The 25,787-nt window shown below is 63.7% G+C and carries 20 protein-coding genes; 11 read left to right on the top strand and 9 right to left on the bottom strand.

Annotated elements, in window-relative coordinates; translation table 11 throughout:
* The first annotated feature begins 254 nt into the window (after positions 1–254).
* Positions 255–3,050 carry a lysozyme gene (locus AS031_RS03630; protein ID WP_058266732.1) on the top strand — a complete coding sequence of 932 codons (2,796 nt, stop codon included), beginning with the start codon at positions 255–257 and terminating at the stop codon, positions 3,048–3,050.
* A gap of 69 nt (positions 3,051–3,119) precedes the next feature.
* Here the strand turns inward: AS031_RS03630 and rfbA are convergent, their stop codons facing one another.
* Positions 3,120–3,992, bottom strand: a complete 873-nt coding sequence (rfbA, locus tag AS031_RS03625; RefSeq protein WP_058266972.1) for a glucose-1-phosphate thymidylyltransferase RfbA — start codon at positions 3,990–3,992, stop codon at positions 3,120–3,122.
* A 56-nt stretch (positions 3,993–4,048) separates the two neighbouring features.
* Here rfbA and rfbB point away from each other — a divergent pair, with 56 nt between their 5' ends.
* Genes rfbB through AS031_RS03605 form a run of 4 tightly spaced genes read left to right on the top strand, consistent with a single transcriptional unit; the run spans position 4,049 to position 7,610 of the window.
* Positions 4,049–5,047 carry a dTDP-glucose 4,6-dehydratase gene (rfbB, locus tag AS031_RS03620; RefSeq protein WP_058266731.1) on the top strand — a complete coding sequence of 333 codons (999 nt, stop codon included), beginning with the start codon at positions 4,049–4,051 and terminating at the stop codon, positions 5,045–5,047.
* A gap of 3 nt (positions 5,048–5,050) precedes the next feature.
* Positions 5,051–6,475, top strand: a complete 1,425-nt coding sequence (locus AS031_RS03615; RefSeq protein WP_058266730.1) for a sugar nucleotide-binding protein — start codon at positions 5,051–5,053, stop codon at positions 6,473–6,475.
* Entirely contained in the window at positions 6,472–7,203 is a 732-nt protein-coding gene (locus AS031_RS03610) for a glycosyltransferase family 2 protein (protein ID WP_058266729.1), read from the top strand. Before AS031_RS03615 ends, AS031_RS03610 begins: the two co-directional genes overlap by 4 nt.
* Positions 7,204–7,211: 8 nt before the next feature.
* Entirely contained in the window at positions 7,212–7,610 is a 399-nt protein-coding gene (locus AS031_RS03605; RefSeq protein WP_058266728.1) for a DUF2304 domain-containing protein, read from the top strand.
* A 65-nt stretch (positions 7,611–7,675) separates the two neighbouring features.
* Here AS031_RS03605 and AS031_RS03600 read toward each other — a convergent pair whose 3' ends face one another.
* Complete coding sequence (locus AS031_RS03600) at positions 7,676–8,557, bottom strand: glycosyltransferase family 2 protein (RefSeq protein ID WP_058266727.1); 882 nt, start codon at positions 8,555–8,557, stop codon at positions 7,676–7,678.
* Positions 8,558–8,792: 235 nt separating this feature from the next.
* Here AS031_RS03600 and AS031_RS03595 point away from each other — a divergent pair, with 235 nt between their 5' ends.
* The 4 genes from AS031_RS03595 (at position 8,793) to AS031_RS03580 (ending at position 12,876) form a co-directional block, all read left to right on the top strand.
* Positions 8,793–9,722, top strand: coding sequence for a glycosyltransferase (locus AS031_RS03595; protein WP_058266726.1), 930 nt, complete (start codon positions 8,793–8,795; stop codon positions 9,720–9,722).
* Positions 9,719–10,462: a glycosyltransferase gene (locus AS031_RS03590; protein WP_058266725.1), complete on the top strand. Its 744-nt coding sequence runs from the start codon at positions 9,719–9,721 to the stop codon at positions 10,460–10,462. The genes AS031_RS03595 and AS031_RS03590 overlap by 4 nt, the downstream gene beginning before the upstream one ends.
* Positions 10,459–11,523: a glycosyltransferase gene (locus AS031_RS03585; RefSeq protein ID WP_058266724.1), complete on the top strand. Its 1,065-nt coding sequence runs from the start codon at positions 10,459–10,461 to the stop codon at positions 11,521–11,523. Before AS031_RS03590 ends, AS031_RS03585 begins: the two co-directional genes overlap by 4 nt.
* A 420-nt stretch (positions 11,524–11,943) precedes the next feature.
* The gene (locus AS031_RS03580) at positions 11,944–12,876 is read left to right on the top strand and encodes a polysaccharide biosynthesis protein (RefSeq protein ID WP_228379558.1); all 933 of its coding nucleotides are present in this window, start codon (positions 11,944–11,946) and stop codon (positions 12,874–12,876) included.
* Positions 12,877–12,906: 30 nt separating this feature from the next.
* Here the strand turns inward: AS031_RS03580 and AS031_RS03575 are convergent, their stop codons facing one another.
* From AS031_RS03575 to AS031_RS03550, 6 genes are all read right to left on the bottom strand, one after another.
* On the bottom strand, positions 12,907–14,922 hold the full coding sequence (locus tag AS031_RS03575) for a DUF6541 family protein (RefSeq protein ID WP_058266722.1): 2,016 nt from the start codon (positions 14,920–14,922) through the stop codon (positions 12,907–12,909).
* Between the two features lie 110 nt (positions 14,923–15,032).
* Complete coding sequence (locus AS031_RS03570) at positions 15,033–15,758, bottom strand: ABC transporter ATP-binding protein (RefSeq protein WP_058266721.1); 726 nt, start codon at positions 15,756–15,758, stop codon at positions 15,033–15,035.
* Positions 15,759–16,640 (bottom strand): ABC transporter permease, encoded by an 882-nt coding sequence (locus AS031_RS03565; protein ID WP_058266720.1) that lies wholly within the window; start codon positions 16,638–16,640, stop codon positions 15,759–15,761.
* Positions 16,637–18,664 carry a glycosyltransferase gene (locus AS031_RS03560; RefSeq protein WP_058266719.1) on the bottom strand — a complete coding sequence of 676 codons (2,028 nt, stop codon included), beginning with the start codon at positions 18,662–18,664 and terminating at the stop codon, positions 16,637–16,639. The genes AS031_RS03565 and AS031_RS03560 overlap by 4 nt, the downstream gene beginning before the upstream one ends.
* Positions 18,661–19,848: a UDP-galactopyranose mutase gene (gene glf, locus AS031_RS03555; protein WP_058266718.1), complete on the bottom strand. Its 1,188-nt coding sequence runs from the start codon at positions 19,846–19,848 to the stop codon at positions 18,661–18,663. The genes AS031_RS03560 and glf overlap by 4 nt, the downstream gene beginning before the upstream one ends.
* A 121-nt stretch (positions 19,849–19,969) precedes the next feature.
* Entirely contained in the window at positions 19,970–20,566 is a 597-nt protein-coding gene (locus AS031_RS03550) for an acyltransferase (RefSeq protein WP_058266717.1), read from the bottom strand.
* Between the two features lie 168 nt (positions 20,567–20,734).
* Between AS031_RS03550 and AS031_RS03545 the strand changes: the two genes are divergently transcribed.
* A complete protein-coding gene (locus AS031_RS03545) occupies positions 20,735–24,739 on the top strand; it encodes an FtsK/SpoIIIE domain-containing protein (RefSeq protein ID WP_058266716.1) in 4,005 nt (1,334 codons plus the stop codon).
* A gap of 33 nt (positions 24,740–24,772) precedes the next feature.
* Here AS031_RS03545 and AS031_RS03540 read toward each other — a convergent pair whose 3' ends face one another.
* Complete coding sequence (locus tag AS031_RS03540) at positions 24,773–25,159, bottom strand: hypothetical protein (RefSeq protein ID WP_228379556.1); 387 nt, start codon at positions 25,157–25,159, stop codon at positions 24,773–24,775.
* A gap of 333 nt (positions 25,160–25,492) precedes the next feature.
* Here AS031_RS03540 and AS031_RS03535 point away from each other — a divergent pair, with 333 nt between their 5' ends.
* Positions 25,493–25,741, top strand: a complete 249-nt coding sequence (locus AS031_RS03535; RefSeq protein ID WP_003804966.1) for a WhiB family transcriptional regulator — start codon at positions 25,493–25,495, stop codon at positions 25,739–25,741.
* Positions 25,742–25,787: the final 46 nt, after the last annotated feature.

The raw sequence follows: 25,787 nt of genomic DNA, 5'->3' as shown, positions 1-25,787 counted from the left end.
CAGTGCAATTGGGTAAAGCCTAAAGAGACCGCACGGAGCTGCCAAGTCATGCAAGGCCACCATGTGGATAACTCAACAGTGCCCTTTTATCACTTCAGTCCCAAAAGAACCACTGGTTACGCTGGTCACACCAGTGCTATGGTGAGCGCGTTAATTGTCGAGTTACCACGATCCGGTGGCTTCCTGGGGGAACGAACCGGATCCGTTAGCGAAATGAGCGCTCGGGGGAGCGCCGCATTGTCTCCGGAGCCAATATGAAGCGGAACCAGTCTCAGTCCCGTCGCCCCGTCCTGAAGCCATTCGGGATATTGCTGCTGGCAGCCACCCTGACAGCCGGCCCCGGAATAACTGGCGCCGCAATTGCCGTCGAGCCGGCGCCGACGCCCACCGCGTCGGCACCGCAGACGAGTGCGCCGGCTGCCCCTGCATCCGCACCGGCCAGTGCCACGCCCACGACGGCTGCCGGGGAGCCAACTGCTCCCACGGAACCGCAGGCGCCTGCACCATCCCCGGAAGCACAGCAGGGCATGGCTGAAGCGGTGGGGGTCGGGGGCGCCGAGATGGGGCAACGGTCAGCGCGCGTCACTGCATCGTCCTCCACGCCGGTCAAAAGGCTGAGCACCGAAGCCCTCGCCAGCGAGGGGACGTGGATGCCTACCTTCGGCGTACAGGGGCTGGACGTCAGCGGCCATCAACCAACGGTTGACTGGAAGCAGCAGTGGAACATGGGCTCCCGGTTCGCCTACGTGAAGGCCACGGAGGGCAACTACTACACCAACCCCTCGTACAGTTCCCAGTACCAGGGGTCCAGGAACGTCGGCATGATCCGGGGCGCCTACCACTTCGCGATTCCCAACTGGTCTTCCGGGGCAGACCAGGCCCGCTACTTCGTCCAGAACGGCGGCCGGTGGTCTGCCGACGGCTACACCATGCCGCCGGTCCTGGACTTCGAGTTCAACCCCTACGAGGGCCGGACCATCAACGGCTTCTACTTCGGCAACACGTGCTACAACATGTCCCCTGCTCAGCTTCAGTCCTGGGTCCGGGACTTCGGCAACACGGTACGGTCCCTGACCGGCAGGCTCCCCATGATCTACACCAACACCAGTTGGTGGAACCAGTGCCTGGGCAACCCCTCCGGTTTTGGTGACTATCCGCTCTGGATTGCCGCCTACCCGAGCTCGCCAACAAACAACGCCGGGCCGGTCCCGACGGCCAGTTGGGGTACATACTCCATCTGGCAGTACAGCTCCACAGGCCCCTTCGCCGGGGACTCGAACGTCTGGAACGGTGACTACGCATCACTGCGGACCTTTGCCGGAGCCGCAGCACCGGATGGATCCTTCGACGACCTTTCCGTGCAGGGCAGCGGCTCGGCCACCCAGCTTAATGTCCGCGGCTGGGCCGTCGATTTCGCGAATTCCTCGGCGTCAACACAGGCCCACGTCTATGTCACTGCTCCCGACGGCGTCCGCACGGGGTATGCCATCCCCGCGAACATTTCGCGTCCGGATGTGAACAGTGCCCTGGGGGTTTCCGGATCGCATGGCTTCCAGCAGTCCATACCGGTCCAGAAGTCCGGGACGTACCAGGTGTGTGCCTACGCCATCGGTGCATTCAGCAACACCTCCATTGGCTGCAAATCGGTGGCGGTCAGCGGCGTCGAGCCACCTATCGGCAGCATCGACGATGCCAAGGAGGTCCGTACCGCCGACAAAGTAACCCTCTCCTTGCGCGGGTGGGCCATTGACACTGCCAATCCCGGGACGGCCACGGAAGCGCACGCATACCTGACTGCACCCGACGGCACCCGCACCGGCTATGTCATGCCGGCGAACCTGTCGAGGCCCGACGTCGACCAGGCACTTGGCATGGGCGCAAACCACGGCTACCAGCGGGACATTGCCATCACTGCACCCGGGACCTACAAGCTGTGTGTCTACGCGATCGGGGAGTATTCGAACACCGAGATTGGCTGCAGGCAACTCAACTTTGCCCCCGCTGCCGCGCCGGTGGGCAGCTTTGACGACGCATCCCTGATCAAGACTTCCACCACCGCCGCGCTCTCCGTCCGGGGCTGGGCTGTTGACCGCGCTGACTCCGCACGGTCCATTTCCGTCCATGTCTACGTAACATCTCCCGACGGCACCAGCAAGAGCTACCCGTTTGTGGCCTCCCAGGCGAGGGCAGACGTGAACAGCGCCCTCGGGATCACCGGCAACCACGGTTTTGCAGCGGCCATACCAATTTCCGCCGCCGGGCAGTACAAGGTCTGTGCCTATGCCATCGCGCTGAGCCCGCTCGCCCCTGGTAACCCGCTCTTGAGCTGCCGCACTGTCAATGTCGGCGCGGTTGCGCCACCTACCGGCAGCCTCGACAGCGTCTCCGTCAACAAGACGACCGAGTCCGCTTCCCTGACCGTCGCCGGATGGGCGCTGGACAAGGCAGATGCAGCACGCTCCATCGACGTCCACATCTACGTCACCTCTCCCGACGGATCGACCAAGGGCTACGCCTATACAGCGTCCCGGCCCAGGGCGGACGTTAACACCGCGTTCGGTGTGACCGGTGATCATGGCTTTGCCCCGTCGATCCCCATCACCAGCCCGGGGGTTTACACGGCCTGCGCTTACGCCATTGCGCCGAGCCCCCTGGCCACCGGCAACCCGTTGCTTGGCTGCCGTACGGCGGATGCCGGCAAGAGCGGCGCACCAGTGGGAACGCTTGACTCGGTGTCCCTCAAGACCGCGGCGGGAGTCACCTCCCTGGAGGCAACCGGATGGACCTACGACCCGGATATGCCTGGTGTGTCGAACCCCGTGCACGCCTACGTCACCAGCCCCGACGGCAAGACCACGAGATACGTCTTCTCAACGACAGTCAGCCGCCCGGACGTAAACAAGGCCTTTGATGTCACGGGAATCCACGGATACTCGATCAACGTCAATACCACGGTCAAGGGCAATTACACCATGTGTACCTATGGCATTGGGGTCTCCCCCTTCACCACGGGCAACACGACCCTGGGATGCCGGAACCTCACCTACTAGCACCCGCGCCGGGAAGGACAAAGGAGGGGTGAAGCTTACGCTTCACCCCTCCTTTCGAGTCCTGAGCCGTCAGTTGCTGTTCTCGGAGAGCAGCTCCAGCAGGTAGGCGCCGTATCCGCTCTTGACGAGGGGTTCGGCCCGTTCGCGCAGCTCGTCATCGCTGAGGAACCCGAGGCGCCACGAAATCTCTTCCGGAGCGCCGATTTTCAGGCCCTGCCGGTTTTCCACCGTGCGGATGAAGTTGGACGCATCGTTGAGGTCGTTGAATGTTCCGGTGTCCAGCCAGGCGGTTCCGCGCGGCAGAATCTCGACCTGGAGTTTTCCGGCCTCCAGGTAGACGCGGTTGACGTCGGTGATTTCGAGTTCCCCCCGGGCCGAGGGCTTGAGGTTCTTGGCGATGTCAACCACGTTGTTGTCATAGAAGTACAGCCCGGGGACTGCGTAGTGGCTCTTGGGTGCCGCCGGCTTCTCTTCCAGCGACAGCGCCTTGCCCTGCTCATCGAACTCGACGACACCGTAGGCGGAAGGATCCTTGACCCAGTACCCGAAGACGGCGCCGCCGTCGATGGTCTTGAACCGGCGCAACTGGGTACCCATGCCCTGCCCGTAGAAGATGTTGTCTCCCAGGACCAGGGCCACGCTGTCATCACCGATGTGATCGGCGCCAAGGATAAAGGCCTGCGCGAGGCCGTCCGGCGACGGCTGCTGCTTGTAGGTGATGGACACGCCAAAGCGCGAACCGTCACCCAGCAGCCGCTCAAACTGTTCAGCATCGTGCGGCGTGGTAATGATGAGGATGTCCCGGATCCCCGCAAGGATCAGGGTCGACAGCGGATAGTAGATCATCGGCTTGTCGTATACCGGGACCAACTGCTTGCTGACACCCAGGGTGATGGGATGAAGCCTGGAGCCGGTTCCGCCGGCAAGTATTATTCCGCGCATGCCCACCATCTTTCCCTTCGCTTAGTGCAGCGGCAAATCCGGTACCCTAGGGAATTATGCAGCGACTTCTTGTGACCGGCGGAGCCGGCTTCATCGGCTCAAACTTTGTCCACTATGTACTGGAAAACACTGATGATCACGTCACTGTCCTGGACAAGCTGACCTACGCCGGAAACCGCGAGTCGCTGCGCGGGCTCCCCGAGGACCGCTTCACGTTCGTGGAAGGCGATATCACTGACGCCGCCCTGGTGGACGGCCTGGTCGCGGAGACCGACGTCGTGGTCCATTACGCCGCCGAATCGCACAACGACAACTCCCTGCACGACCCCCGCCCGTTTCTGGACACCAACATCATCGGCACCTACACGCTGATCGAAGCGGCCAGGAAGCACAGCAAGCGGTTCCACCACATCTCCACCGACGAGGTCTACGGCGACCTGGAACTCGATGACCCGGAGCGGTTCACCGAACAGACCCCGTACAACCCTTCCAGCCCGTATTCCTCGACCAAGGCCGGCTCGGACCTGCTGGTCCGTGCCTGGGTGCGCTCGTTCGGGCTGCAGGCAACAATCAGCAACTGCTCGAACAACTACGGCCCGTACCAGCACGTCGAAAAGTTCATCCCGCGGCAGATCACCAACGTCATCGACGGTGTCCGTCCCAAGCTCTACGGCAAAGGCGAGAACGTCCGCGACTGGATCCACGCCAACGACCACTCCTCCGCGGTCCTGGCCATCATCGCCAAGGGAACCATCGGGGAGACCTACCTCATCGGTGCCGACGGCGAGAAGAACAACAAGGACGTCGTCGAACTGATCCTCAAGCACATGGGCCAGTCCCCCGACGCGTACGACCATGTAGTGGACCGCCCCGGCCACGACCTGCGCTACGCCATCGACTCCACCAAGCTCCGCGACGAGCTCGGTTGGGAACCGAAGTTCTCCAACTTCGACGCCGGCATCGAGGACACCATCGACTGGTACCGCAACAACGAGCAATGGTGGCGTCCACAGAAAGCCGCCACCGAAGCCAAATACAAGGAACAGGGCCAGTAGTCCATGTCTCTGGAGTTCTCAAAGAAGCTTGCCGGACACGAAACTCCCATTCCCGGCGTCGTCCTATACGACCTGCCGGTCCACGGTGACAACCGGGGCTGGTTCAAGGAGAACTGGCAGCGGGAAAAAATGGTGGCCCTCGGGCTGCCGGATTTCAGGCCCGAGCAGAACAACATCTCCTTCAACGAAAAGGCTGGAACCACCCGCGGCATCCACGCCGAGCCGTGGGACAAATTCATCTCGGTGGCCACGGGCCGTATTTTTGGGGCTTGGGTTGACCTCCGGGAAGGCCCGTCCTTCGGAGCAGTGTTCACCGCCGAGCTTGATCCGAGCCAGGCCATCTTCATCCCGCGCGGGGTGGGCAACGCCTTCCAGACCCTCGAGGACAACACGGCCTACACCTACCTGGTCAACGACCACTGGTCGGCGGATGCGCAGGGTCAGTACACGTTCCTGAACCTCGCCGACGAGACAGCCGCGGTGCAGTGGCCGATTCCCCTTGACCAGGCTGAACTCTCGGACAAGGACAAGGCCCACCCCCGCATGGCAGACGTCGCGCCGATGCCCGCCAAAAAAGTCCTGGTTGTCGGGGCTGACGGCCAGCTGGGCAAGGCCCTGCGCGCACAGTACGACGGCGACACGGCAGTCGAGTTCGCCGGCCGCGGTGAGTTCGATCTCGCCAATCCGGACTCCTTCAGGAACCGGAACTGGAAAAACTACTCCGCCATTGTCAACGCCGCCGCGTACACGGCCGTCGACGCCGCTGAGACCGGCGAAGGACGGGCCGCCGCCTGGGCAGTCAACGTGACCGCCGTAGCCAACCTTGCGCGCACCGCCGTCGAGCATAACCTCACCCTGGTGCACGTCTCGTCCGACTACGTCTTTGACGGCACGATGGACGTCCACGGCGAGGACGAGCCGTTCACGCCCCTCGGCGTCTACGGGCAGAGCAAGGCCGCAGGCGACGCCGTCGTCAGCGTCGTCCCGCGCCACTACATCGTGCGGACCAGCTGGGTCATCGGCGAAGGAAACAACTTTGTCCGCACCATGGCCAGCCTCGCCGGCCGGGGCATCAAGCCTTCGGTCGTCAATGACCAGACGGGCAGGCTCAGCTTCACCGACGACATCGCGGCGTTCATCAGCCATCTGCTGGCAACCGGAGCCCCCTTCGGCACGTACAACTTCACGAACGACGGACCGGTCAAGAGCTGGGCGGAGATCGCGTCGGACGTCTATGAACTGGCCGGTGCCGCCCGCGCGGATGTGACCGGCGTCAGCACCGCTGAATATTTCAAGGACAAAGCGGCAGCTCCGCGTCCGTTGAACAGCGCCCTGGACCTGGCCAAGGCCCGGTCCACAGGCTTCAGCCTGGTTGACGCTGACGCGAGGCTGACCGCCTACCTGAAGGCGGAAACCGATAACGCATGACTCCTGCAGAGCAAGCCCACCGTACCCTGGTGATCATGCCCGCATGGAACGAATCGGAAGCCATCGGCAACACCATCCGGGAAGTGTTCGAATTCGGACCTGACTGCAATGTGCTCGTTGTTGACGACGGCTCCCGGGACAACACGGCCCAGGTTGCCCGCGATGCCGGCGCACTGGTGGTGCAGCTCCCTTTCAATATGGGTGTGGGCGGGGCCATGCGTACGGGTTTCAAGTACGCCAAGATGCACGGCTACACACGGGTCATCCAGGTTGATTCCGACGGCCAGCACGACCCCCGTGACATCAAAGCCGTCCTGGACGGGCTGCAGGAAGCGGACATTGTCATTGGCGCCCGCTTCGCGGATAAAGGCAACTACACCGTGCGCGGACCCCGCAAGTGGGCCATGAACGTCCTTGCCTGGACCATTTCGCGGATCGCGGGTACCCGGCTGACGGACGTGACGTCGGGTTTCCGGGCGGCCAACGCCAAGGCCATCCGGCAGTACGTCGACCACTACCCCGCCGAGTATCTCGGCGACACCATCGATTCATTGGTGGTCGCCATCAGGTCCGGCTGCACTGTGCGCCAAGTGGGTGTGTCAATGCGGGAGCGGCAGGGAGGAACGCCCAGCCACGACCCCGTCAAGGCCGCCATTTACCTGGGCCGGTCAGCATTTGCCCTCCTCTTTGCGTTGACCCGCAAGAAGAACGAACTGTCGTCCAACTAGGAGTTCCCATGGCCACCCTTGTTGGCTTCATTTTTGTGCTGGTCATCCTGGTCATCATTTTTGAGATGCTCCGGCGACGCCACCTGCGCGAAAAATACGCGGTGATCTGGATCATCATCGGCATCGGCGTCCTGGTGCTGGCCGCATTTCCGCAATTGCTGTTCTGGCTAAGCGGTGTGCTCGGCGTGAAAGTGCCGTCGAACCTGCTGTTCGCCATGGCGCTGGTGCTCCTGGTTTCAGTCTGCCTGCACCTTTCCTTCGAGCAGTCGCAGGCGGAGGACGAAATCCGCGTACTCGCCGAGGAAGTCGGCATCCTGCGGCTCAAGCTGCTGGAGCTCGAGGCCGGTGCGTCGGGCGGCCGCCCTGCCAGTGGCGGACCGCGCCCCGACGTCCTGCCTCCCGATTAATCACCCCCTTAAACGCAGGTGGCTGCCCCGGTTTCCCGGGGCAGCCACCTGGCGTTTAAGGCGATTCAGGACACGACGTGCTTCAGCAGCCGCGGAAGTGAATCGGTCTTACCGATCATCAGTGAGCGCGCCACGAGGGTGGCTGCGTTCAGGCGCGAGGTCGTGTGGAAGGCAGCGGCCCGCGCCGTACCGTTCCAGCCGAGTTCACGGAAGCGACGGGCCTGGCCTTCGAAGAAGGCCCGCTCCTCGTCGAACCTTCGTCCGTCGAGGGCCTTGACGGAAGAATCCGATGCGGAGTGACGGCGGTACAGGAACGACAGGGTCGGATCCACCACCATGGACCCGCCCTCGGCGGCGATGTCCAGAAGCAGCGCAAGGTCCTGGACCACGTGCAGGCCCTCGGTGAAGCCAATACGGCGAATGACGTCGGTCCGCCACGCGAGGGACGGGAAGTAGGCCCAGTCCGCGCGAACCAGGCTCGTCGCCATCTTCTCCCCCTGAAGGAGGACAGTGGACTTGGTGGACGGGGCGTAGATCTTCTTGACGACGTCGACCAGCGGAGAGCAGGCCCGGCCCTTCTCGTCGATGACCTGGACCCCCGGCTGCACAACACTGGCTTCCGGGTAGGCTTCAAAGGCTTTGGCGACGACGTCAAGGTAGTTCGGCAGCATGATGTCGTCCGCGCCCATGACCACGACAATGGGGGCTTCGGCGAGTTCCAGGGCCTTGCGGTAGTTACCGTTGGCGCCGAGGTTCGTCTCGTTCTTCTGGTAGGTGACCCGGGGATCTGCGATGGATTCGAACCAGCGCTGGGGTTCCGGGCTGGGGTACCCGTCGTCGACCACAATGAGGCGCCAATCCTCGAACTGCTGGCTCATGACGCTTTGGGCCGCAAGTTTCATCAGGTCGACGTCCCCGTAGTAGGGAAGCAATACATCAATGGCCATGTGCCAGGTAGGTCCTTTTCTTGAAGATTCACAGGGTTGGATCTGTCTGCCCGGAGATGAGCACCCCGTCAATGCTACCGCGTTGCCTTCGCCGCCCGGCTTTGCCGAAGGCCGGGCCCGGGCGCGGGCCGAATGGAGGGCCCCTGCGGCCAGCGATAGACTGAAGCCTGCTGTCTGGCAGTTCCCTGACGCACAGGAACGGTCTATTTCGGTAAGCGAGAAGGAACCATAAGACGTGACGCACCAGAGTGACCCGCGGGTGGTGGCTGTAATTTCGGCCTTCCACCCTCCCCTGGACCTCCCGGAGAGGGTCAAGCAACTCAACCAGCAAGTCGTCCATACGGTGGTGGTCGACGACGGCTCGGACCTTGAGGGGATCAGCCCCGTACTGCAGGAATTGGCGGAGTTGGGGTGCACCGTAGTGCGCATGCCCGACAACATCGGGATTGCTGCGGCACTGAATGCAGGCATTGAAGCAGCGCTGAAGGACTGGTCGCCGGACTTCGTGGTCACCCTCGACCAGGACTCCGCCCTTGATGACGGCTACATTGCCGCCGCCCTGGAAACCTACGCCGCGGCACACGCCGCCGGGATCGACGTCGGCCTTGTGAGCGCCCAGTCCCATAACGGGCTTAACGTTCCCCTCCTCTCCAGGCGGGCCCGTTTCCCCCAGGCGTTCGACCCCCTTCAGTCCGGTGCCGTCATTCCGGCGTCCACGTTCAAGACCGCCGGGTTGCTTGACGGGCGGCTGTTCATCGACTGCGTTGACTCCGAATACAACCTTCGCGTCCGGTCGCACGGCCTCGCCACCCTGATCGGGAAGGGCTGCAACATGACGCATGCCTTGGGCCAGGCGCAGCCCATGATGCTGTTTGGCTGGCATGTCTCCGTGCTGGGCAGGAAGCGCCATGTTCATTCCCATGCCCCCTTCCGGGTGTACTACATGACAAGGAACAACATCCACCTGTGGCGGCAGTACGGTGCCAGGTTCCCTGTATGGCTGCTGCGCCGGCTCCGCTTCCAGGTGGAAAGCGACGTCTTCCGGTTGCTGTACGGAGCCAACCGCAAGGGCCAGTACCGCGCATTTGCCCGCGGTTTCGTCGATGGCTGGCTGGGACGACTGGGAAAGATAGACCCGCAGCTCCAGCGAAAGATCAGTGCATGAGCGGGCAGGGCCAGGTCCGGGTGTCCGTCTGCATGGCAACCTACAACGGGCAGGAGTACGTCACAGAACAGATAGAGTCCATTCTTGCGCAGTTGTCGCCCGAGGATGAGCTCGTCATTGTTGACGATGCGTCCAAGGATTCCACCCTGGACGTGGTACGGCGGATAGCAGATCCGCGCATCGTTCTGCTGCCAAATGCCCTTAACAAGGGCTACGTTGCAAGCTTTGAACGCGCCATCACGGCCAGCAGGGGCGAGTACATCATGCTGTCCGACCAGGACGACGTATGGCTGGAGGGACGCGTCACTTCATTGGTCAACGCGCTGCAGACCAAGGACTTCGCTGCCAGCAATTTCACCGTGTTCGGTGGCCCGGCCAACCGGTACCACAAAATCCAGCTCAAGGAATCGGACAGCAACCGGTGGGCGGCCAACCTGGTGATGACGTGGATCGGTATCCGGCCGTACTACGGCTGCACCATGGCCTTCACGTCCCGGGCAAAGAACATGATCCTTCCCTTCCCCACGTTCCTCACCGAAACCCACGACCAGTGGATTGCCATCGTGGGCAACCGGAACCGCAGCATGGTCCACTTGGCGGCGCCAACAGTGGCCCGACGCCTGCACGACGACAACACGACGCCCAAGTCGCGCAGGCCGGTTGCGGTCATCCTGCGCGCCAGGATCATGCTCCTGCGCGCGTTCTTTGTGGCACTGGGCCGGAAGGCGGGCACGCGATGACCACACTGCCGGAGAGCCCCGGGGACGAATCCGGCGAAGGCGTCCCCGCCTCCCCGTTTGGCGCCGTGGCGTTGGCGGCGTACCAGCCCGACGAACCCCTGTTTGCCCGCCAGCTGCGCTCCATCCAGGCGCAGACACACAAGGAGTTCGTCTGCCTTATTTCGGTCGATGGCGACCACCAGCGTGTTGCGGACATGGTGCGGCGGGCATGCGGCGATGACAGCCGATTCCAGGTTCTCGGGTACGAAGACCGCCTGGGTTTCCACCACAACTTCGAACGCGCGCTCAAGGCAGTGCCGGCCGAAGCCAAATGGGTGGCCCTGAGCGACCAGGACGACTACTGGTATCCCGAGAAGCTGGCGACGCTCCTCCCCCGCCTCGGTCAGGCAGCACTAGTCACTGGCCAGGCCCGGGTAGTGCCTCCACAGGTCTCCGCGGCCGGCGGGGATTCCTCCAGCGGAACCCTTACCGACAGAAGGATCGTCGGCCCCGCCGATCTTCTCGCCAACAACCAGGTCACGGGTTCGCTCTGCGTCTTCCGGCGCGATGTGCTTGACCTGGCTTTGCCTTTCCCCTCGATGGCCGCGCCCTCGCAGTACCACGATCACTGGATCGGGCTTTGTTCATTGGTCCTCGGGGGGATGCACATCGAGAATCTGGTGCTCCAGGACTATATCCAACACGGCGGAAACGTGGTGGGTGAATCCCGGCAGAGCCTGCCCACCTCTGTCCGCAACACTCTTCGGTTCGTTCAACGGTACGAGGGAAGTACGTCCCCGCGGAGCATCAGCAGCATTATCCATAAGACAGGGCTTGGCTGGCGGACGCTTATGGCCAGGACTCTGCTGGAGCGCGCAGAAAAGTCCAGGCTCCCCGTCGGACAGGAATTGCGCCAGGCGTTGAACCTGTATGCACGGCCATCCAGGTGGCAGCTCGTCCGGTCTCTCGTGGGAGGAGTCCGCCGCGGCAACGTGTCCCCCGTACGGGCCTTGGAAATCAGCCTGGGCATCATCCTGCCGAACTTCCCACCCGGCGGGCGGGAAGCGGAACACCGGTCCTGACCTGGTCCCGGCGGTCCTGCCACGCCCGGAACCCCTGGTCCGCCACGACAGGTTGTAGCCGGAAAAGGGATTCCCGGCGGACCAGGAGGATGCCCCCGGCGAACCGCCAGTCACCATTAAACAAAAGGACACACTGAACGCATGAAGGCTGTTTGGCTGAGGCTTGCCGGTTTTACCGGGCTGCCGCTGCTGTCGCTCGTCACACCTTTCCTTCTTATACCGGTTGTGGCCCACGTAGCCGGTGCCGGCGGTTGGTCCAGCGTTGCAGCCGGTCAGGCAACCGGCGCCTTTGGCGGGGCAGTAATCGCCTGGGGATGGAATACCCTCGGGCCCGTAGAAATTGCACAGAACCCTGCACCGCAGCACCGGGCAGAGGTTTACCGCGAAAGTATCCGGACACGGCTGGTCTTGTCTGCCGTCGTGGTTCCTTTTGTCTTTGCCCTGGCCTGGAGCCTGGCTGCCCCGGAGCATCGCCTGGACGCCGCGGCGATGTCCATGACGACCACCGTGGCCGGGATGTCACCGGCATGGTTCTGCATCGGCGCCGGCAAGCCGACACTCCTTGCCCTCTTTGACACCATGCCCCGGGTTGTCGCCACCCTCCTTGCAGTCCCGGTCATTTTGGTGACATCCCAGATCTGGCTTTACGGGGCGATCCTGGTCGTGGCCGTCATTGCGAGCCTCATGGTGTTCCACAGAATAGCGGTTCCCGAGAGGGGCAGGACGTTCGCGTCCTGGCGCGGAACCTTCAAGCATCTGCGCGGTCAGTTCGGCCCGGCTGCGATCAGCCTCTCCGGAACCACCTACGCTGCAACGCCGTTGCCGATCGGACAGGCCTTCGTGCCCAGTACCGTCATGGCCGGCTTCAGCTCCGCTGACACCGTCTACCGCTTCGGGCTCTTCTCGGTGATGGCACTTGGGAATACGTTTCAGGGCTGGACCCTGGAACCGCAGGAAGCAAGTCCCAGGAAGCGCCACGGCGCCGCCATCGCTTCCCACCTTGTCCTGGGACTCGCCGGGGCCGCGCTCCTCACCTTTCTGGGTCCGCTGGCAACGTCGCTCATTTTTGGGGCTGACAAGAGCGCCGGCATGGCTACCTGCGCTTTTTACGGACTGTCATTCCTGTTCATCTCCGCCAGTACGCCGTTCATCCGGAATCTTCTGCTGCCGCAAGGTCGCCAGCGCCTGATTCTGGCCTGGACCCTCATCTCGGCCATCGTCGGGGTGACCTTGATGTTCGTGGCCGCGACCCGCGGATGGGTGGACGGCATCGCTCTGTCCATGGCACTCAGCGAAGCGATCCTGTTCCTGGGCCTGCTGATTCCCGGTTTACGGCTGTGGCAAAAGGCCTGAGCCGCACGCGTGCGGCGCGGACTGAATCAGTCAGTTTCCGCAAAGCTGCAGTTTGTAAAGCTTCGCGTCTCCTTCTGAGTCTTCGAGAGTGGCCATTCCGGAAGCGATGAGGCTGTCCAGGCCCTTGTACCCGCTGTCCCTGCCGTGCACCTCACGGTGCCCGAAGTCGAGAATGTATTCGATGTTCAGCTTTTCCACCGTGGGGCAGACAGCAGGATCGTCTTTCGACGGAACCGGTCCGTTCAGCAGCGGGGCGGTCCCGTCCGGGATGGCACTGAGTATGTGCAGCTGAACCAGCCTGCGGTCCGCCAGCGCGTAGGCAAGTGAACTTCCGTTGTAAGGGTTCCCGATCATGACTGCATCCGCCGGCACTTCATCGGGGAGCCGGTCGATCAGTTCCAATTCATCGCTGGAGACCAAGGGCGAGTCCTCGGAAAGGCGGTAGGACCCGGCCATCGAGTCCTGCGCCTGCCGGACATTGCCGCGCTGCGTGGCGAAGCCGAGAGCCAGCACGGCGACCAGGCCGGCGGCCACCAGGTACGTTCCCGGCTGCACACTGCCGGTTCCATCGGCCTGCCCGCCACGTGCAGAAGCGTTGCGCCGCAGAATCCCCGGCGCCTCCGTTACACCTCTGACGACCAGATCCCACACCACCACTGCGCCACGGCATGCGAAGGGAATGGTCACCATCGGCAGCAACGCGGCAAGCCGGGGTGGGTCGTTGTACCAGATGCCGGTCCAGAAGCTGCGGAAGTCATCGGCAGGAAAAGAACTGACGACGATGAAGAGGAACGCCACCACTGCATAGGTTCCCAGAAGCCACAACTGGCGGCCGGACCTGATGGTCACGTAGAGCCCGATGACGGTCAGCAGGAGCACTGCCCACGCCACGGGCCTGCCGATCGCGGAACTGGCGATCACCTCTCCGATGGCCTGTCCGGTGCTTTCAACAGGCGGCCAGAAAGCTGCTTCCGCGGGTGGCCTCACAGCATTCCACAGGACTCGGACGAGCACGACGGCGGCCACGGCCACCACGGTGAAGGAGGCAGCAGCCACAACCCGTTTGCGGCCCCGCGTGGAAGTGAGGGTACGCACGGCAAACCGCGCGTAGACGTAGACGGCTGGGGGCGCCATCATCGCGATCCACGCCATGGCGGCACTCGGGTGGGCCAAGGCAAGCCCCGGAAGCACTGCAAGCAAAACCAGGCCGGCGATGACCCTGGAGATGCCCCGCACCTGAGACAGCCCGATCACGTCCAGCGTGATGGCCAGGACGAGGGGCAGGAGCGCAACAGCAAGGAAGTTCGGATACAGCACCCCGAAATCCAGCAGGGAAATGGGGAAGGCCCCGAAAGCTGCCGACAGGACACCGGCCGAGACCAGGACGGCAGGCCTGCTTCCCCAGATTGTCTGGGCCAGGAAGATGCAGCCGAGCGGCCAAACAAGGGCAGCCACCACAATGTTGATGATGTTGACTGCTTCCGGGATGCCGCTGCCCCCGGCGCTGACCAGGAGCGAAACCAGGTCATGCCACGCTGCGGGATAGGAGGCAGCACCGGTCATGGCATTCAGCGTCAGTGAGGATCCGGACCCGGTATCGAGAATGTAGCGGATCGCGTTGAGGTGGAAGACATTATCGAACGTCTGTGAGAACGCTTCCGGGGTGCCGATCGCAGCAACCAAGCGACGGAATATCAGGAAGGCGGCCAACAGCACCGCGGTGACGGACGCCGCCAGCAAACCGCGCTTCGCCGGGGCGGGCTCGGCGGCCGTGGCGTTCTCGCTCTTTCGGGCGATGACGGCTGACAGTACCCAAGCCAGCGCGGCCACGATGATGGTGACGGCCAGGACAGGAACCAGGGACCAGGAGATGCCCGCAAAAGGCGCGGCAATGGCCGAGATGGCAACAATTGACACGCTGATTCCCGGGGCAGTTGCTGCCAGGCGGAACCCGCGGAGCCTGGCTGCCAAAGCCACGGCCAGCCCTGGAATGAACAGCAAAGCCACTGCGAGCAAAAACTGAGGGGCTGCATCAAACCAGGACAAAAATCCTCCGATAAGTCAGTGGCACGCTGGCCGCAAACGGCGTGGGGCGCCGTCTTCGTTGTCAGTATGGAATCCCGGGTACACCGTACGGCTGCCCGGGAGGCGGCCGATCAGGTCCGCAGGATCGATACAGCCTCATGGATGGGCCCGTCGAACTTGACGTTGCCGTGCTCGAGCAGGATGCCGCGGTCGCAAATCCTGGAGACGAGGTCCAGGTCATGGCTGACCACAACCAGCGTTTTGCCGTCGCGCGCAAGGTCCTGGATCTTGTCGATGCATTTTCGCTGGAAGGGCTCGTCGCCCACCGCCAGGATCTCATCGATGAGGAACACTTCCGGGTCGGTGTGGACCGCCACTGAGAAAGCCAGCCGCAGGTACATTCCCGACGAGTAGAACTTGACCTCTGTGTCGATGAACTGCCCGATCTCGGAGAACTCGACGATGTCATCGAAGCGTTCCTTAACCTGCTGTTCCGTCATCCCCAGAATGGCACCGTTGAGGAAGACATTGTCCCGGCCGGAAAGGTCCGGATGGAAACCGGCACCTACCTCGATCAGCCCTGCCACCCTTCCCCGGGTGCGCACCGCGCCGGAATCCGGCAGCATCACGCCCGAGATGTGCTTCAGCAGCGTCGACTTGCCCGACCCATTGAGGCCAAGCAACGCCACGGTTTCACCTGTCTTGATATCCACCGAGACGTTCTTCAAGGCATGGAACTTCTCTGAGAGGTCGCCTTTCCTGCCTTTGACGAGCCACACCACGGCTTCCTTGATGGAACGTGTGTGCCGCAGGACAAACTGTTTGCTGATATCTGAAACTTCTATCGCGTTGACCACTCACAGCTCCTGTGCAAAGCGGCCCTCAAGCCGCCGGAATGTGTACTGCCCCAAAATGACTACCGCCAGGGAAACCACCAGGCCCAGCGGCAACCACAGCGTGAACAGGTTGGGGGGCATGGCCGTGGCTCCGTCTGTCGTGGGGAACCAGAATGCGTAGTGGAACAGCTCAACACCGATGGTGATGGGGTTTGCCTGGTACACGGCAAACCACGCCTCGCCAAGCTTTGTCTCCACCATCGACCACGCGTACATCACCGGGGAAGCCCAGGTGGCCACCATCAGCAGCATGTCCACGAGGTTCTCAGAATCGCGGAAGTACACGTTCGCGGATCCAAACAGCAGGCCAAGGCCGGTAGCCAGCAGCCCCACGATGATGAAGCCTGCAACCGCAGCCAACAGCTGGAACAGGTTCGGGTGCCACCCCGCGAGCAGGCACCCTGCGACGAGGACCACCAGCTGCGGGAAGAAATGCACGGCGGACACCCACACCGAAGCGACCGGAAACAGTTCCCGCGGGAGGTAGATCTTCTTGATCAGGTTCCCGTTGTTCACGATCGACCGGGAGGCGTTGCCCAACGCTTCCGAGAAGAAGTTGATCAGGACAATGCCTGAGAACAGGTACACCGCATAGTTGGGGAGCCCCTCGGGGTTCCTTGGACTGCGTTCCAGTCCAAGGAACACTCCGAGGGCAACGTAGAACACGATGAACTGGACACCGGGTTTTACGTAGGACCAGAGCAGACCAAGGACGGAGCCCCGGTAACGGACTTTGAGTTCCTTGCGCACCAGCAGCTTGAGGAGGAAGCTTGATTGCCTTATATCGCGCAGCCCTCCTCCCAGCCCCGGACTAGTCAGCTCCGCAGGTGAAGATCCGCTCACTTTACTTCGTTCTGGGTGTGCTGCTCGAACGTCTTCCGCCATGCCTCCATGGATGTCAGTTCCGAGACGGCTGCCTTGTACCTCCTGCTCAGGGCAGGCCATTCCTTCAGCAGGACGGAGTGCAGGCGGGCACTTTCCGCCAGCATCTTCCGCAGCTGCTTGGGGTCACGCTTGTACCAGGACGCTCCCGTACCCTCCGCATTCGAAACGACAGCGGAGTCGTACTGCGACATGCGCCACCACCGGTTGTCCTGGTGGGCAACGGTAGTCTGTGGCCGCTCGACACTTGTCTCCCTGACAGGGCTTGCCAGCTGGCGCACGACGGTCTTGGCAGCCCATGGAATCAGGGAAATCTTGGAAGGCTGGGACGGCCCGTGTCCGCGGCGCGGCGGCTTGTCCATCTTTGCTGCCGGGAAGTCTTCCGGGTTCGGCTTGAACACTGCGTCAGAGTGCGCAGACATCATGTCCCTGATCTGGGGAAGTTTGGCCGGGAGCAGTCCGGGAAGGGCTTCCGGTCCCTTCAGGACATCCTCCAGAGCCCACTGCCGGCCCTGCGCTGTGGCGTACTGCATGGACACGAGGTGCTTGACGTCGGCGTACTGGGATTCCTTGATCACACGGCCGCCGAACTCGTAGGGGCTGTGCAGCAAAGCCGCCACTACCCTGTTCCGGGCATGGAAGTATGCCTGCCAGCCGACGAGGTCATCCTTGTCGATCCAGGAGACATGCCACACCGCAGAACCGGGAAGCGAGACAGTGGGGTATCCGGCAGCTTTCGCGCGGAGGCCGTATTCGGAATCGTCCCACTTGATGAACAAGGGAAGGGAAAGCCCGATTTCCCGGATGACCTGCGTGGGGATCAGGCACATCCACCACCCGTTGTAGTCGACGTCGCAACGGCGGTGGAGCCACGAGGTCTGACGCAGGTTGGATGACTGGAAATCATGGCCGAGGATCATCTCGTCGCTTGGCAGCGAGGGCTGGAACCGGTACGGGTTGACGACCTCGCCGAACGTGTGGAGCACGGTGCGGTTGTAGAGGTCGAACATGTGTCCGCCCACCAGGGTGGGGGTTTTGCAGCGGTCCGCGAACGTGAGCAGCCGGATGATGCTTTCGGGCTCAACCACTACGTCGTCGTCCATCAGGAGCGCGTAGTCGCTGCCATTTTCCACGGCTTCGAACATGCCCCGGGCAAAGCCGCCCGAGCCGCCAAGGTTGGACTGGTTGATGATGCGCAGCTTGCCTCCGAGCATCTTCTTAACCGCGTCGAATCCCTCCGCGTCCGCAAGTTTCTGCGAGCCCTGGTCAACGATCAGGATTTCCTGCACATGCTCAAGGGCATCCTCGCTTTCCGCGAGCAGCCGAAGGTTGTTCAGGCAGAAGTCCGTCTTGTTGAGCGTGGTGATCTGGAGGGTCACCGAGCCGGGCGTGCTTTCAACCGCGGGACCCTGCCATTCGGCGTCGAGCATCACCAAGGGCTCGGTCCCTGCCACCAGGTCGAACCAGTACCAGCCACCGTCACCGAAGGGTGCCAGCGACAGTTCGAAGAAGTTCTCCGCAATGCCCTCGACACGGCGCGTGTCCACGCGCTGCAGCGATCCCCGGGCGTTGGACTTGTACACGATGACGGAGCCGGTGCCCTGGGTGCGGACCTGGAGGCGGACTTTGTCCACGGTGGTCCACCGGCGCCAGTAGCTTGCCGGGAAGGCGTTGAAGTAGCTGCCGAACGAGACCCGTTCCCCGGACCGGACGGACGTGGAGTGCCGGGAGAGGAAATCCTCGACGTGGGCTTCCTTGGTGGGGCTGCTGATGGTCCGGGCTTTGGGTGCCTTGCCGTCCCGGTCACCGGCCGTGGGCAACTGGATTCCGGTGGCGGTGCCCATGTCCATGTACAGGGGCACCGTGTCCATTTGGCTGGCGCTGGGGAGGATGACCCTCTGCAGGGTTTGCCACTTCTGCTGTTCAGTCGTCACGGACCCGCCCTGGTTCTTGGTCTGCTTCCTGGTGTCGGTGGGGACGCTCATGCGTCGACTCCTCCGCTTTCAATGTCGGCTCCCGACTCGAAGTGAGGCCGGATCTTGTTGTCGAACATGCTGAGGGCCGAACCGATGGCCATGTGCATGTCCAGGTACTTGTACGTGCCCAGCCGCCCGCCGAACAGAACGTCCTTTTCGGCTGCCGCGAGGTCGCGGTACTTAAGCAGGCGGTCCCGGTCAGCAGATGTGTTAACCGGGTAGTAGGGCTCGTCGCCCTTCTCCGCGAAGCGCGAGAATTCGCGCATGATGACAGTCTTTTCGGTCTGATACTCCCGCTCGGGGTGGAAGTGCCTCGGTTCGATGATGCGGGTGTAGGAGACGTCGTCGTCGTTGTAGTTGACCACTGAGGTGCCCTGGAAGTCGCCGACCTCGAGTACTTCCTCTTCAAAATCGATGGTGCGCCAGGACAGGTCGCCCTCGGCGTATTCGAAGTAGCGGTCAACGGGGCCGGTGTACACCACCGGGATGTTGCCGACGACCTTGTTCTTGCTGTATTCGTGCGATTCGTCGAAGAAGTCGGTGTTCAGCCGAACCTCGATGTTCGGGTGCTCGGCCATTTTTTCGATCCAGGCGGTGTACCCGTTGGTGGGCAGGCCCTCGTACTTGTCGTTGAAGTACCGGTTGTCGTAGTTGTAACGGACGGGGAGCCGGGAAATGATGCCGGCCGGGAGGTCCTTCGGGTCGGTCTGCCACTGTTTGCCGGTGTAGTGCTTGATGAAGGCTTCGTACAAAGGCCGGCCGATAAGCTGGATGCCTTTGTCGTTCAGGTTCTGCGGGTCGGTGCCAGCAAGCTCTCCAGCCTGCTCCTGGATGAGGTCCTTGGCCTGGCCCGGAGTGAGGTTGGCGCGGAAGAACTGGTTGATCGTGGCGAGGTTGATCGGCAGCGAGTAGACCTCGCCCTTGTGAACGCCGTAGACCTTGTGGACGTAGTTGGTGAAGGTCGTGAACCTGTTGACGTACTCCCAGACACGTTCGTTGGAAGTGTGGAACAGGTGGGCACCGTAACGATGCACCTCGATGCCCGTCTGCTCTTCCTTTTCGCTGTACGCGTTTCCGCCAATGTGGTGGCGACGGTCGAGGACGACGACCTTCAAGCCGAGCTCAGTGGCGGCCTGTTCTGCGATTGTCAGGCCAAAAAAGCCGGACCCTACGATGACGAGGTCAGCGGTCACAAAATCTCCTGGTTCGAATGCGGGCAGCACAATGTTGAGCATTGTCTGCTGCTCTAGCCTACCCGAGTGACTGCAGAGCCAGTCGAATCGGCAGCCGCGCAGAGGGGAACCAGGGCCACCGTCAGAGCTCGCGGAGGGTTCCTTCGCGTTCCTCGTACCGGTTTCCTGTCTGCGGGCAGACCCACCAAGGTCCGTCAAGCTTCAATGGATGCCCGGCGCGGCCGACCCACCCGATCCGGCACGCCGGCACCCCGGCCATCAAGGCGAAATCCGGCACGTCCCTGGTGACGACAGCGCCGGCGGCGACTGTGGCCCAGGAGCCGATCGTGACGGGTGCGATGCAGACGGCGCGGGCGCCTACGGCGGCGCCTTGGCCGATGGTGACCCCTACTTTGTCCCAGTCCTCGTCCGTCTTCAGCCCGCCGTCGGGAGTGACCGCCCGCGGAAACACGTCGTTGGTCAGCACCGCCGCAGGGCCGATGAAAACTCCGTCGGCCAGGACCGCAGGTTCGTAGACGAGGGCGTAATTCTGGACCTTGCAATTATCGCCCAGGACCGCCCCGGGACCTATATAGGCGCCGCGGCCAATGACGCAGTTGGTGCCCAGCCGGGCGGACTCACGGATCTGTGCCAGGTGCCAGACTGTGGACCCGTTTCCGATGACGGACTCAGGGGAAACATCAGCGGTGGCGGCGACGGTGTTCACAGTTGTCCTCATGGCCGGCGGACTCCCCGGGGTGGAGCCCAGATGCTGCGATCGTAGCCGGGGGAAGCTGCGCCGGGTAGTCCCTCCGGGCTCTTCTGTTGTTATCCACATAGCCAATGTGGGGCATTAGGAAGCGCACTGCAGCCCACTAGCGTGGCATCAACGTTCAAAGGACTTGCCATGACACTTCACTGCACCTTGACCAGCGCCGTGGACCCGGGCCTGGGCGCCCGCCCGCTTGAACTGACCATCGAGGCGCAGGATGGTACCTCCGGCGAGGATATACAGAGGCAACTCGAAGTCAGATTCGGTGTCGGAGACTGCACGGTGGAAGGCAGGAGCCTGACGTCGCTGGTGGCGGGCAGGCACCCGCTCGTCACGGGCGCGGTCATAGTCGACGGCGCGAGCGCACGGCGTTCCCGCCGTACGGTGCCCGGGCGAGGTCACGGCCCGCAGCACGGTGGCCTGGCCCTCGCCGTCCACAGCGGGAGCGGCGCAGGCACCGTCACCATTCTGGAAAGGGGCACGTACACCATCGGCAGGAGCGGCACCCGCATCGTCATCCCGGATGCCGCGATGTCCCGGCAGCATGCGCTGCTGACCGTCACTGACACGGGCATCCACCTTGAGGACCTGGACAGTTCCAACGGCACCTGGGTGGATGGACAGAGGATCAGGAGCGCCGTTGTTTCCACTGCGTCGGGGATCCGCTGCGGCAACTCGGCAATGTCACTGGTCTTCACGGACGACGCTCAGGGCGTGCCGGCCGAGGCGGGCACGTCCGTGGCGGAGCCCATAGGCGTCGCCTGCAGGCTGGATCCGGGCAACCGCACTGTCCTTCTACTCACAGCCACGCTTCCGCTCGCCATCGGCATCGGCCTCGCAGTCCTGACAGGTATGTGGATGTTCCTGGCTTTTGCTGGAGCGTCAGCGGTGTCAGTGCTGATCCCGCTCCTGACGGGCCGCAGGCAGCGGCGGGAGACTGCTGCCGCCATTCGGGAGGCCGTCCGGAAGGACAAGGGACGACTACGTCGGGCCGGGCCTTCGCTCGCCGAGCTTTCCCTGGGTGCCGGGCACCTGGATGGTCCGCCGGCGGGCGCAAGTGAGGGCGGTGCCTGGCTGCGGCTTGGCCTGGGGCTGCAGCCGGCGAACATCAGGGTGGAGCCGCCAAGCGCGGCGCCGCCGGGTGTAACCGCGGGAATTGTGCCGCTTCTGCTGGAACCGTCCCGGCGGGAAACGATCTTCCGGGGCACCCGCCAAGAGTTGGACGGAATGGTGCGGGCGCTCATCATGCAGCTTGCGGGGTATCCATGCGCCAGGAGCACACTCGTAGTCGCTCACGGCCTGCCGCACCGGCTTCCGCTGCCCGCGCGGTTCCTCCCCCGGGTGACGCTGACCTCGACAGTAGACGCGTGCCGGCGCCTGTTGACGCAGCCACCGCCGCCGGACTGCAGCCACGGCGTCCTCATCCTGACCGGCACCACTGCGGATGACGACGGCCTGCTGGCTGCAGCAGGCGCGCATCACGGGTGGCAAGTACTGACCTTCACCACGCAGGGTGGGGACAGCGCCCCGCCCGCTGTCGAACTCAGCGGAGCCTGTTCCACGTTCCACCAGGGGGAATCCAGCGTCCCGTTCATACCCGACCTCGCACCGCCTGAGGTTTTCGATGCCTTTTGCCGGGTCGCGGCGGCCGGGTCCGGAAGTAGTCCGGCGAGTCGTCCACTGCCAGGTGGCTGCGCACTCGGGGACATCCTGGACCTCTCGGCAGCGGGAACTGCTGCCCGGTGGAAAGCTGCCCGTTTGTCCCCCGGTTTGGCAGCGCCCTTGGGGCTGGCCGCTGGCGGGGCAATCCGAAGCTGGGACGCGGACAGTGACGGCCCGCACCTCCTGGTGGCAGGAACCACAGGCTCGGGAAAGTCTGAACTGCTCCGGTCGCTTGTCGTTTCGCTGGCCATGAGCCACCCGCCGGACCACCTGAACTTCCTGTTCGTTGACTTCAAGGGCGGCTCCGGGCTCGGCCCCCTGGCCGGGCTGGTGCACTGCGTGGGGCTGCTGACGGACCTGGCCGCCGACGGACTTGAACGCACGCTGGTCTCGCTCCGCGCGGAGATCCGGTTTCGCGAACAGGCCATGGGAGCTGCCAACGTACCGGACCTCGCCACCTACCAGTCGGACCGGACCGGCGGGCAGGCCGCGATTCCGCACTTGATCGTCGTCATCGATGAGTTCCGGATGCTTGTGGACGACCAACCGGAGGTGCTGCGTGAACTAATGCGTATCGCTGCCATCGGGCGGTCGCTCGGCATCCACCTGGTGATGGCGACCCAGCGGCCCCAGGGAGCATTAACGGCGGACATCCGGGCCAACGTGACGTCGAGCATCGCCCTGAGGGTCCAGTCGGACATGGAGTCCCTGGACATCATTGGCACGAAAGACGCGGCAGGTATTCCCGTGGAGCGTCCAGGACGGGCTTTTGCGTCCCGCGGCATGGAACTCCCGGAGGAATTCCAGGCGGCCAGCCTCTCGGCGCCTGGCACCCGGGCAGCGGATGAGGCGGTCACCGTGCAGCTCACTGCCGAGTACCTTGCGAACACCGGCGGGGATGCTGCAGCCGGCAAGGCGCCAACTCCTGCGCAAGCCGCGTCCCCACTGATCGACCTGGTGTGCGGGCTATGGGCCGCTTCAGGAGGAGCGCCGCCGCGGCAGCCCGTCGCGGCGCCGCTGCCGCTGACGCTCAGCGAACCGCGGCCAGTAATTGCGGGGACAACAGCACCGGCGGGCGCGGGCAGCACGCCCGCGTGGAAGCTCGACCTGGGGGCGGTCGATTTGCCGCACCAGCAGCGCGTTGCGGCGTTGGAGTGGCAGCCGGTCATCCACGGACACCTGGCCCTCGTCGGGTCACCGGCCTCAGGTGCCGGTGAAACCCTGGAACTCGCGCTCCGGCTGGTGCTGTCGCATCCGCATGAGGCGCACTGCTACCTCCTGGACGCAACCGGGGCCCTTCAGGACGCCGCTGGGCACCCCCGGACAGGAGCCTACGTCGGAGTACACGAGCTTCGGCGCGCGGCGAGGGTTCTGGAGCGCCTGGCCCACGAGGTCAAACAGCGCATCAACCGTCCGTCCGGCAGCGCGGTTCCCCTCCTGGTGGCCGTCACGGGGTGGGGTTCATGGGTCTCCGCCTTCAGGTCCGGACCCCTCGCCTGGGCGGAAGACCTGGTGCATGACCTGGTCCGGGACGGGCAGCGGGCAGGAATTACAGTCGCCATCTCCGGGGAACGGGAGCTCGCCAATGCCCGGTTCGGCGGCTCGGTCCCCAACCGGTTGTACTTCCCGGCCGGTTCCAACGAGGACAGCAGGCTGTCGTGGCCGCGGATGCCCGCCACCACGCACGTGAAAGGGAGGGCTGTGGCTTTCGGCGCCCTCGTGGGACCGGAGCCCGCGGCCTGCCAAATCTACAGCGGGGCACCGTCCTGCGATCAGCAGCCGCCATTGGTTGCGGGCGCTGACGCAGTACCGCGGGGAAGGCGACCTTTCAGGGTGGAGGCCCTGTCCTCGAGGGTCACGGTTGCCGAGGTAAAGACGGCAGCACTGGCGGGTGCCGCTGCAGTCAAAGGACGGAGCCAGCTGGCGGGACCGGGCGTGCTGTTGGGGCTGGGCGGCGACGAGTTGGACCCCGTCCTGCTGCCGCTGCCCGCCGCCGGCGTGTTCTGCATCCTTGGGCATGCAGGCAGCGGCAAGACTGCATCACTGAGGGCACTTCAGGAGCTCAACCCGGGGATCCGGTGGCTGTCGCCCCTAACGGAGGAACCGCACACTTTTTGGCAGTCTGTGCGGTCGGATGCTGCCGCAGGGAGATTGCCCGCGGACGCTGTCATGGTCGCCGATGATGCAGACCGGTTGTCCCCCGCCGCTCTCGACGACCTGGCCGGGCTTCAATCGCTGGGCCACACCGTTGTTGTCACGGCCGGCTACAGCCCGCTGCTGATCCAGCGGGTGCCCCTTGTCCTGGACGCCAGGACCAGGGGCACGGGCCTCTTGCTGGCGCCCCGCTCCGCGGCTGACGGAGATCTCTTCGGCCTCCGAGTCGAAACCGAACCGGGCCCTCCACCCGGCCGTGCGGTTCTGATCTCGGCCGGAGAATCACTACCGCTCCAGGTGGCCTGGTCGCCGCCAACCCGGTGAGTACGGGAGCCGGGGAACGCAGGCTGTGCGGACTTAGAGGGCGGGCGGGGCATTTCCGGTGCGGGAGGCAAAGGCGATGACGGTGCTGTGGAACAGCAGTACCAGAGCCGCCAGCGCAGGGACCACCATGGCCAGACCGGCCAGGACCAGACCGCCCGACAGGGTCGGAAAGCCGATGGTGAGGACAAAAAGCTGGGCCACCAGCGCGGCTGCCCTGGTCCAGCGATAGCCCCTGAAAAGGAAAACCGACACTGCATAGAGCCATGCGGAGAAGGCCAGCAGAAGACCCAGGGTGAAAACTGCACCCCAGAAGGAAAGGACCGGGCTGCCGCTGAACAGCTCGAACGCATACCAGCCGGCGGCCACCAGGAGCGCGGTGGCTTCCGCTGCGACGACCAGGGCGATCACCAAGACAGCCACCGGGGGCTTACCCTGGCCTGCTCCACCGGCGGGGCCGTCCCCGGGCCGGGTCTCGCCGGCGGGCGGCGGCGGGTCTGACGGGGTCGAAGGGGGTCTTGACACACTGGCACCCTACCGGACATAGTCGGACATTGGTGAGGGCAAGCACCAACAGTGTGATGTATCGCTCAGCGTTCCCGGGATATCAGGCGTTATTACCCCTTGTTTACACAGCGTTAACATGACAGGCTTGATGAAGATGACCAAGGGGGCCCTGCCGGGCCCCTTTCCTTTGTAGCCACTAGTGAATAATTTCACAAAGGGCGATTCCCAGAAATGGAGCAACTAATCAGCATGGATTGGCGTAACCGCGCAGCGTGCCTCGACAAGGATCCGGAACTCTTTTTCCCCGTCGGGAACACCGGACCCGCCCTCCTGCAGATCGAGGAAGCCAAAAGTGTCTGCCGCCGGTGCCCGGTAGTAGATACCTGCCTCCAGTGGGCTCTCGAATCCGGCCAGGACGCCGGCGTTTGGGGCGGCATGAGTGAAGATGAGCGTCGTGCCCTCAAGCGCCGCGCCGCCCGTGCCCGCCGCGCTTCCTAGTTAGTAGAAGACCCGGGCGAACAGCCGGGTAACCGGTCACACGGGA

The organism is Pseudarthrobacter enclensis, from assembly GCF_001457025.1.
In the GTDB taxonomy this organism is placed as follows: Bacteria; Actinomycetota; Actinomycetes; order Actinomycetales; family Micrococcaceae; genus Arthrobacter; species Arthrobacter enclensis.
This window is presented reverse-complemented; position numbering and strand designations above follow the sequence as displayed.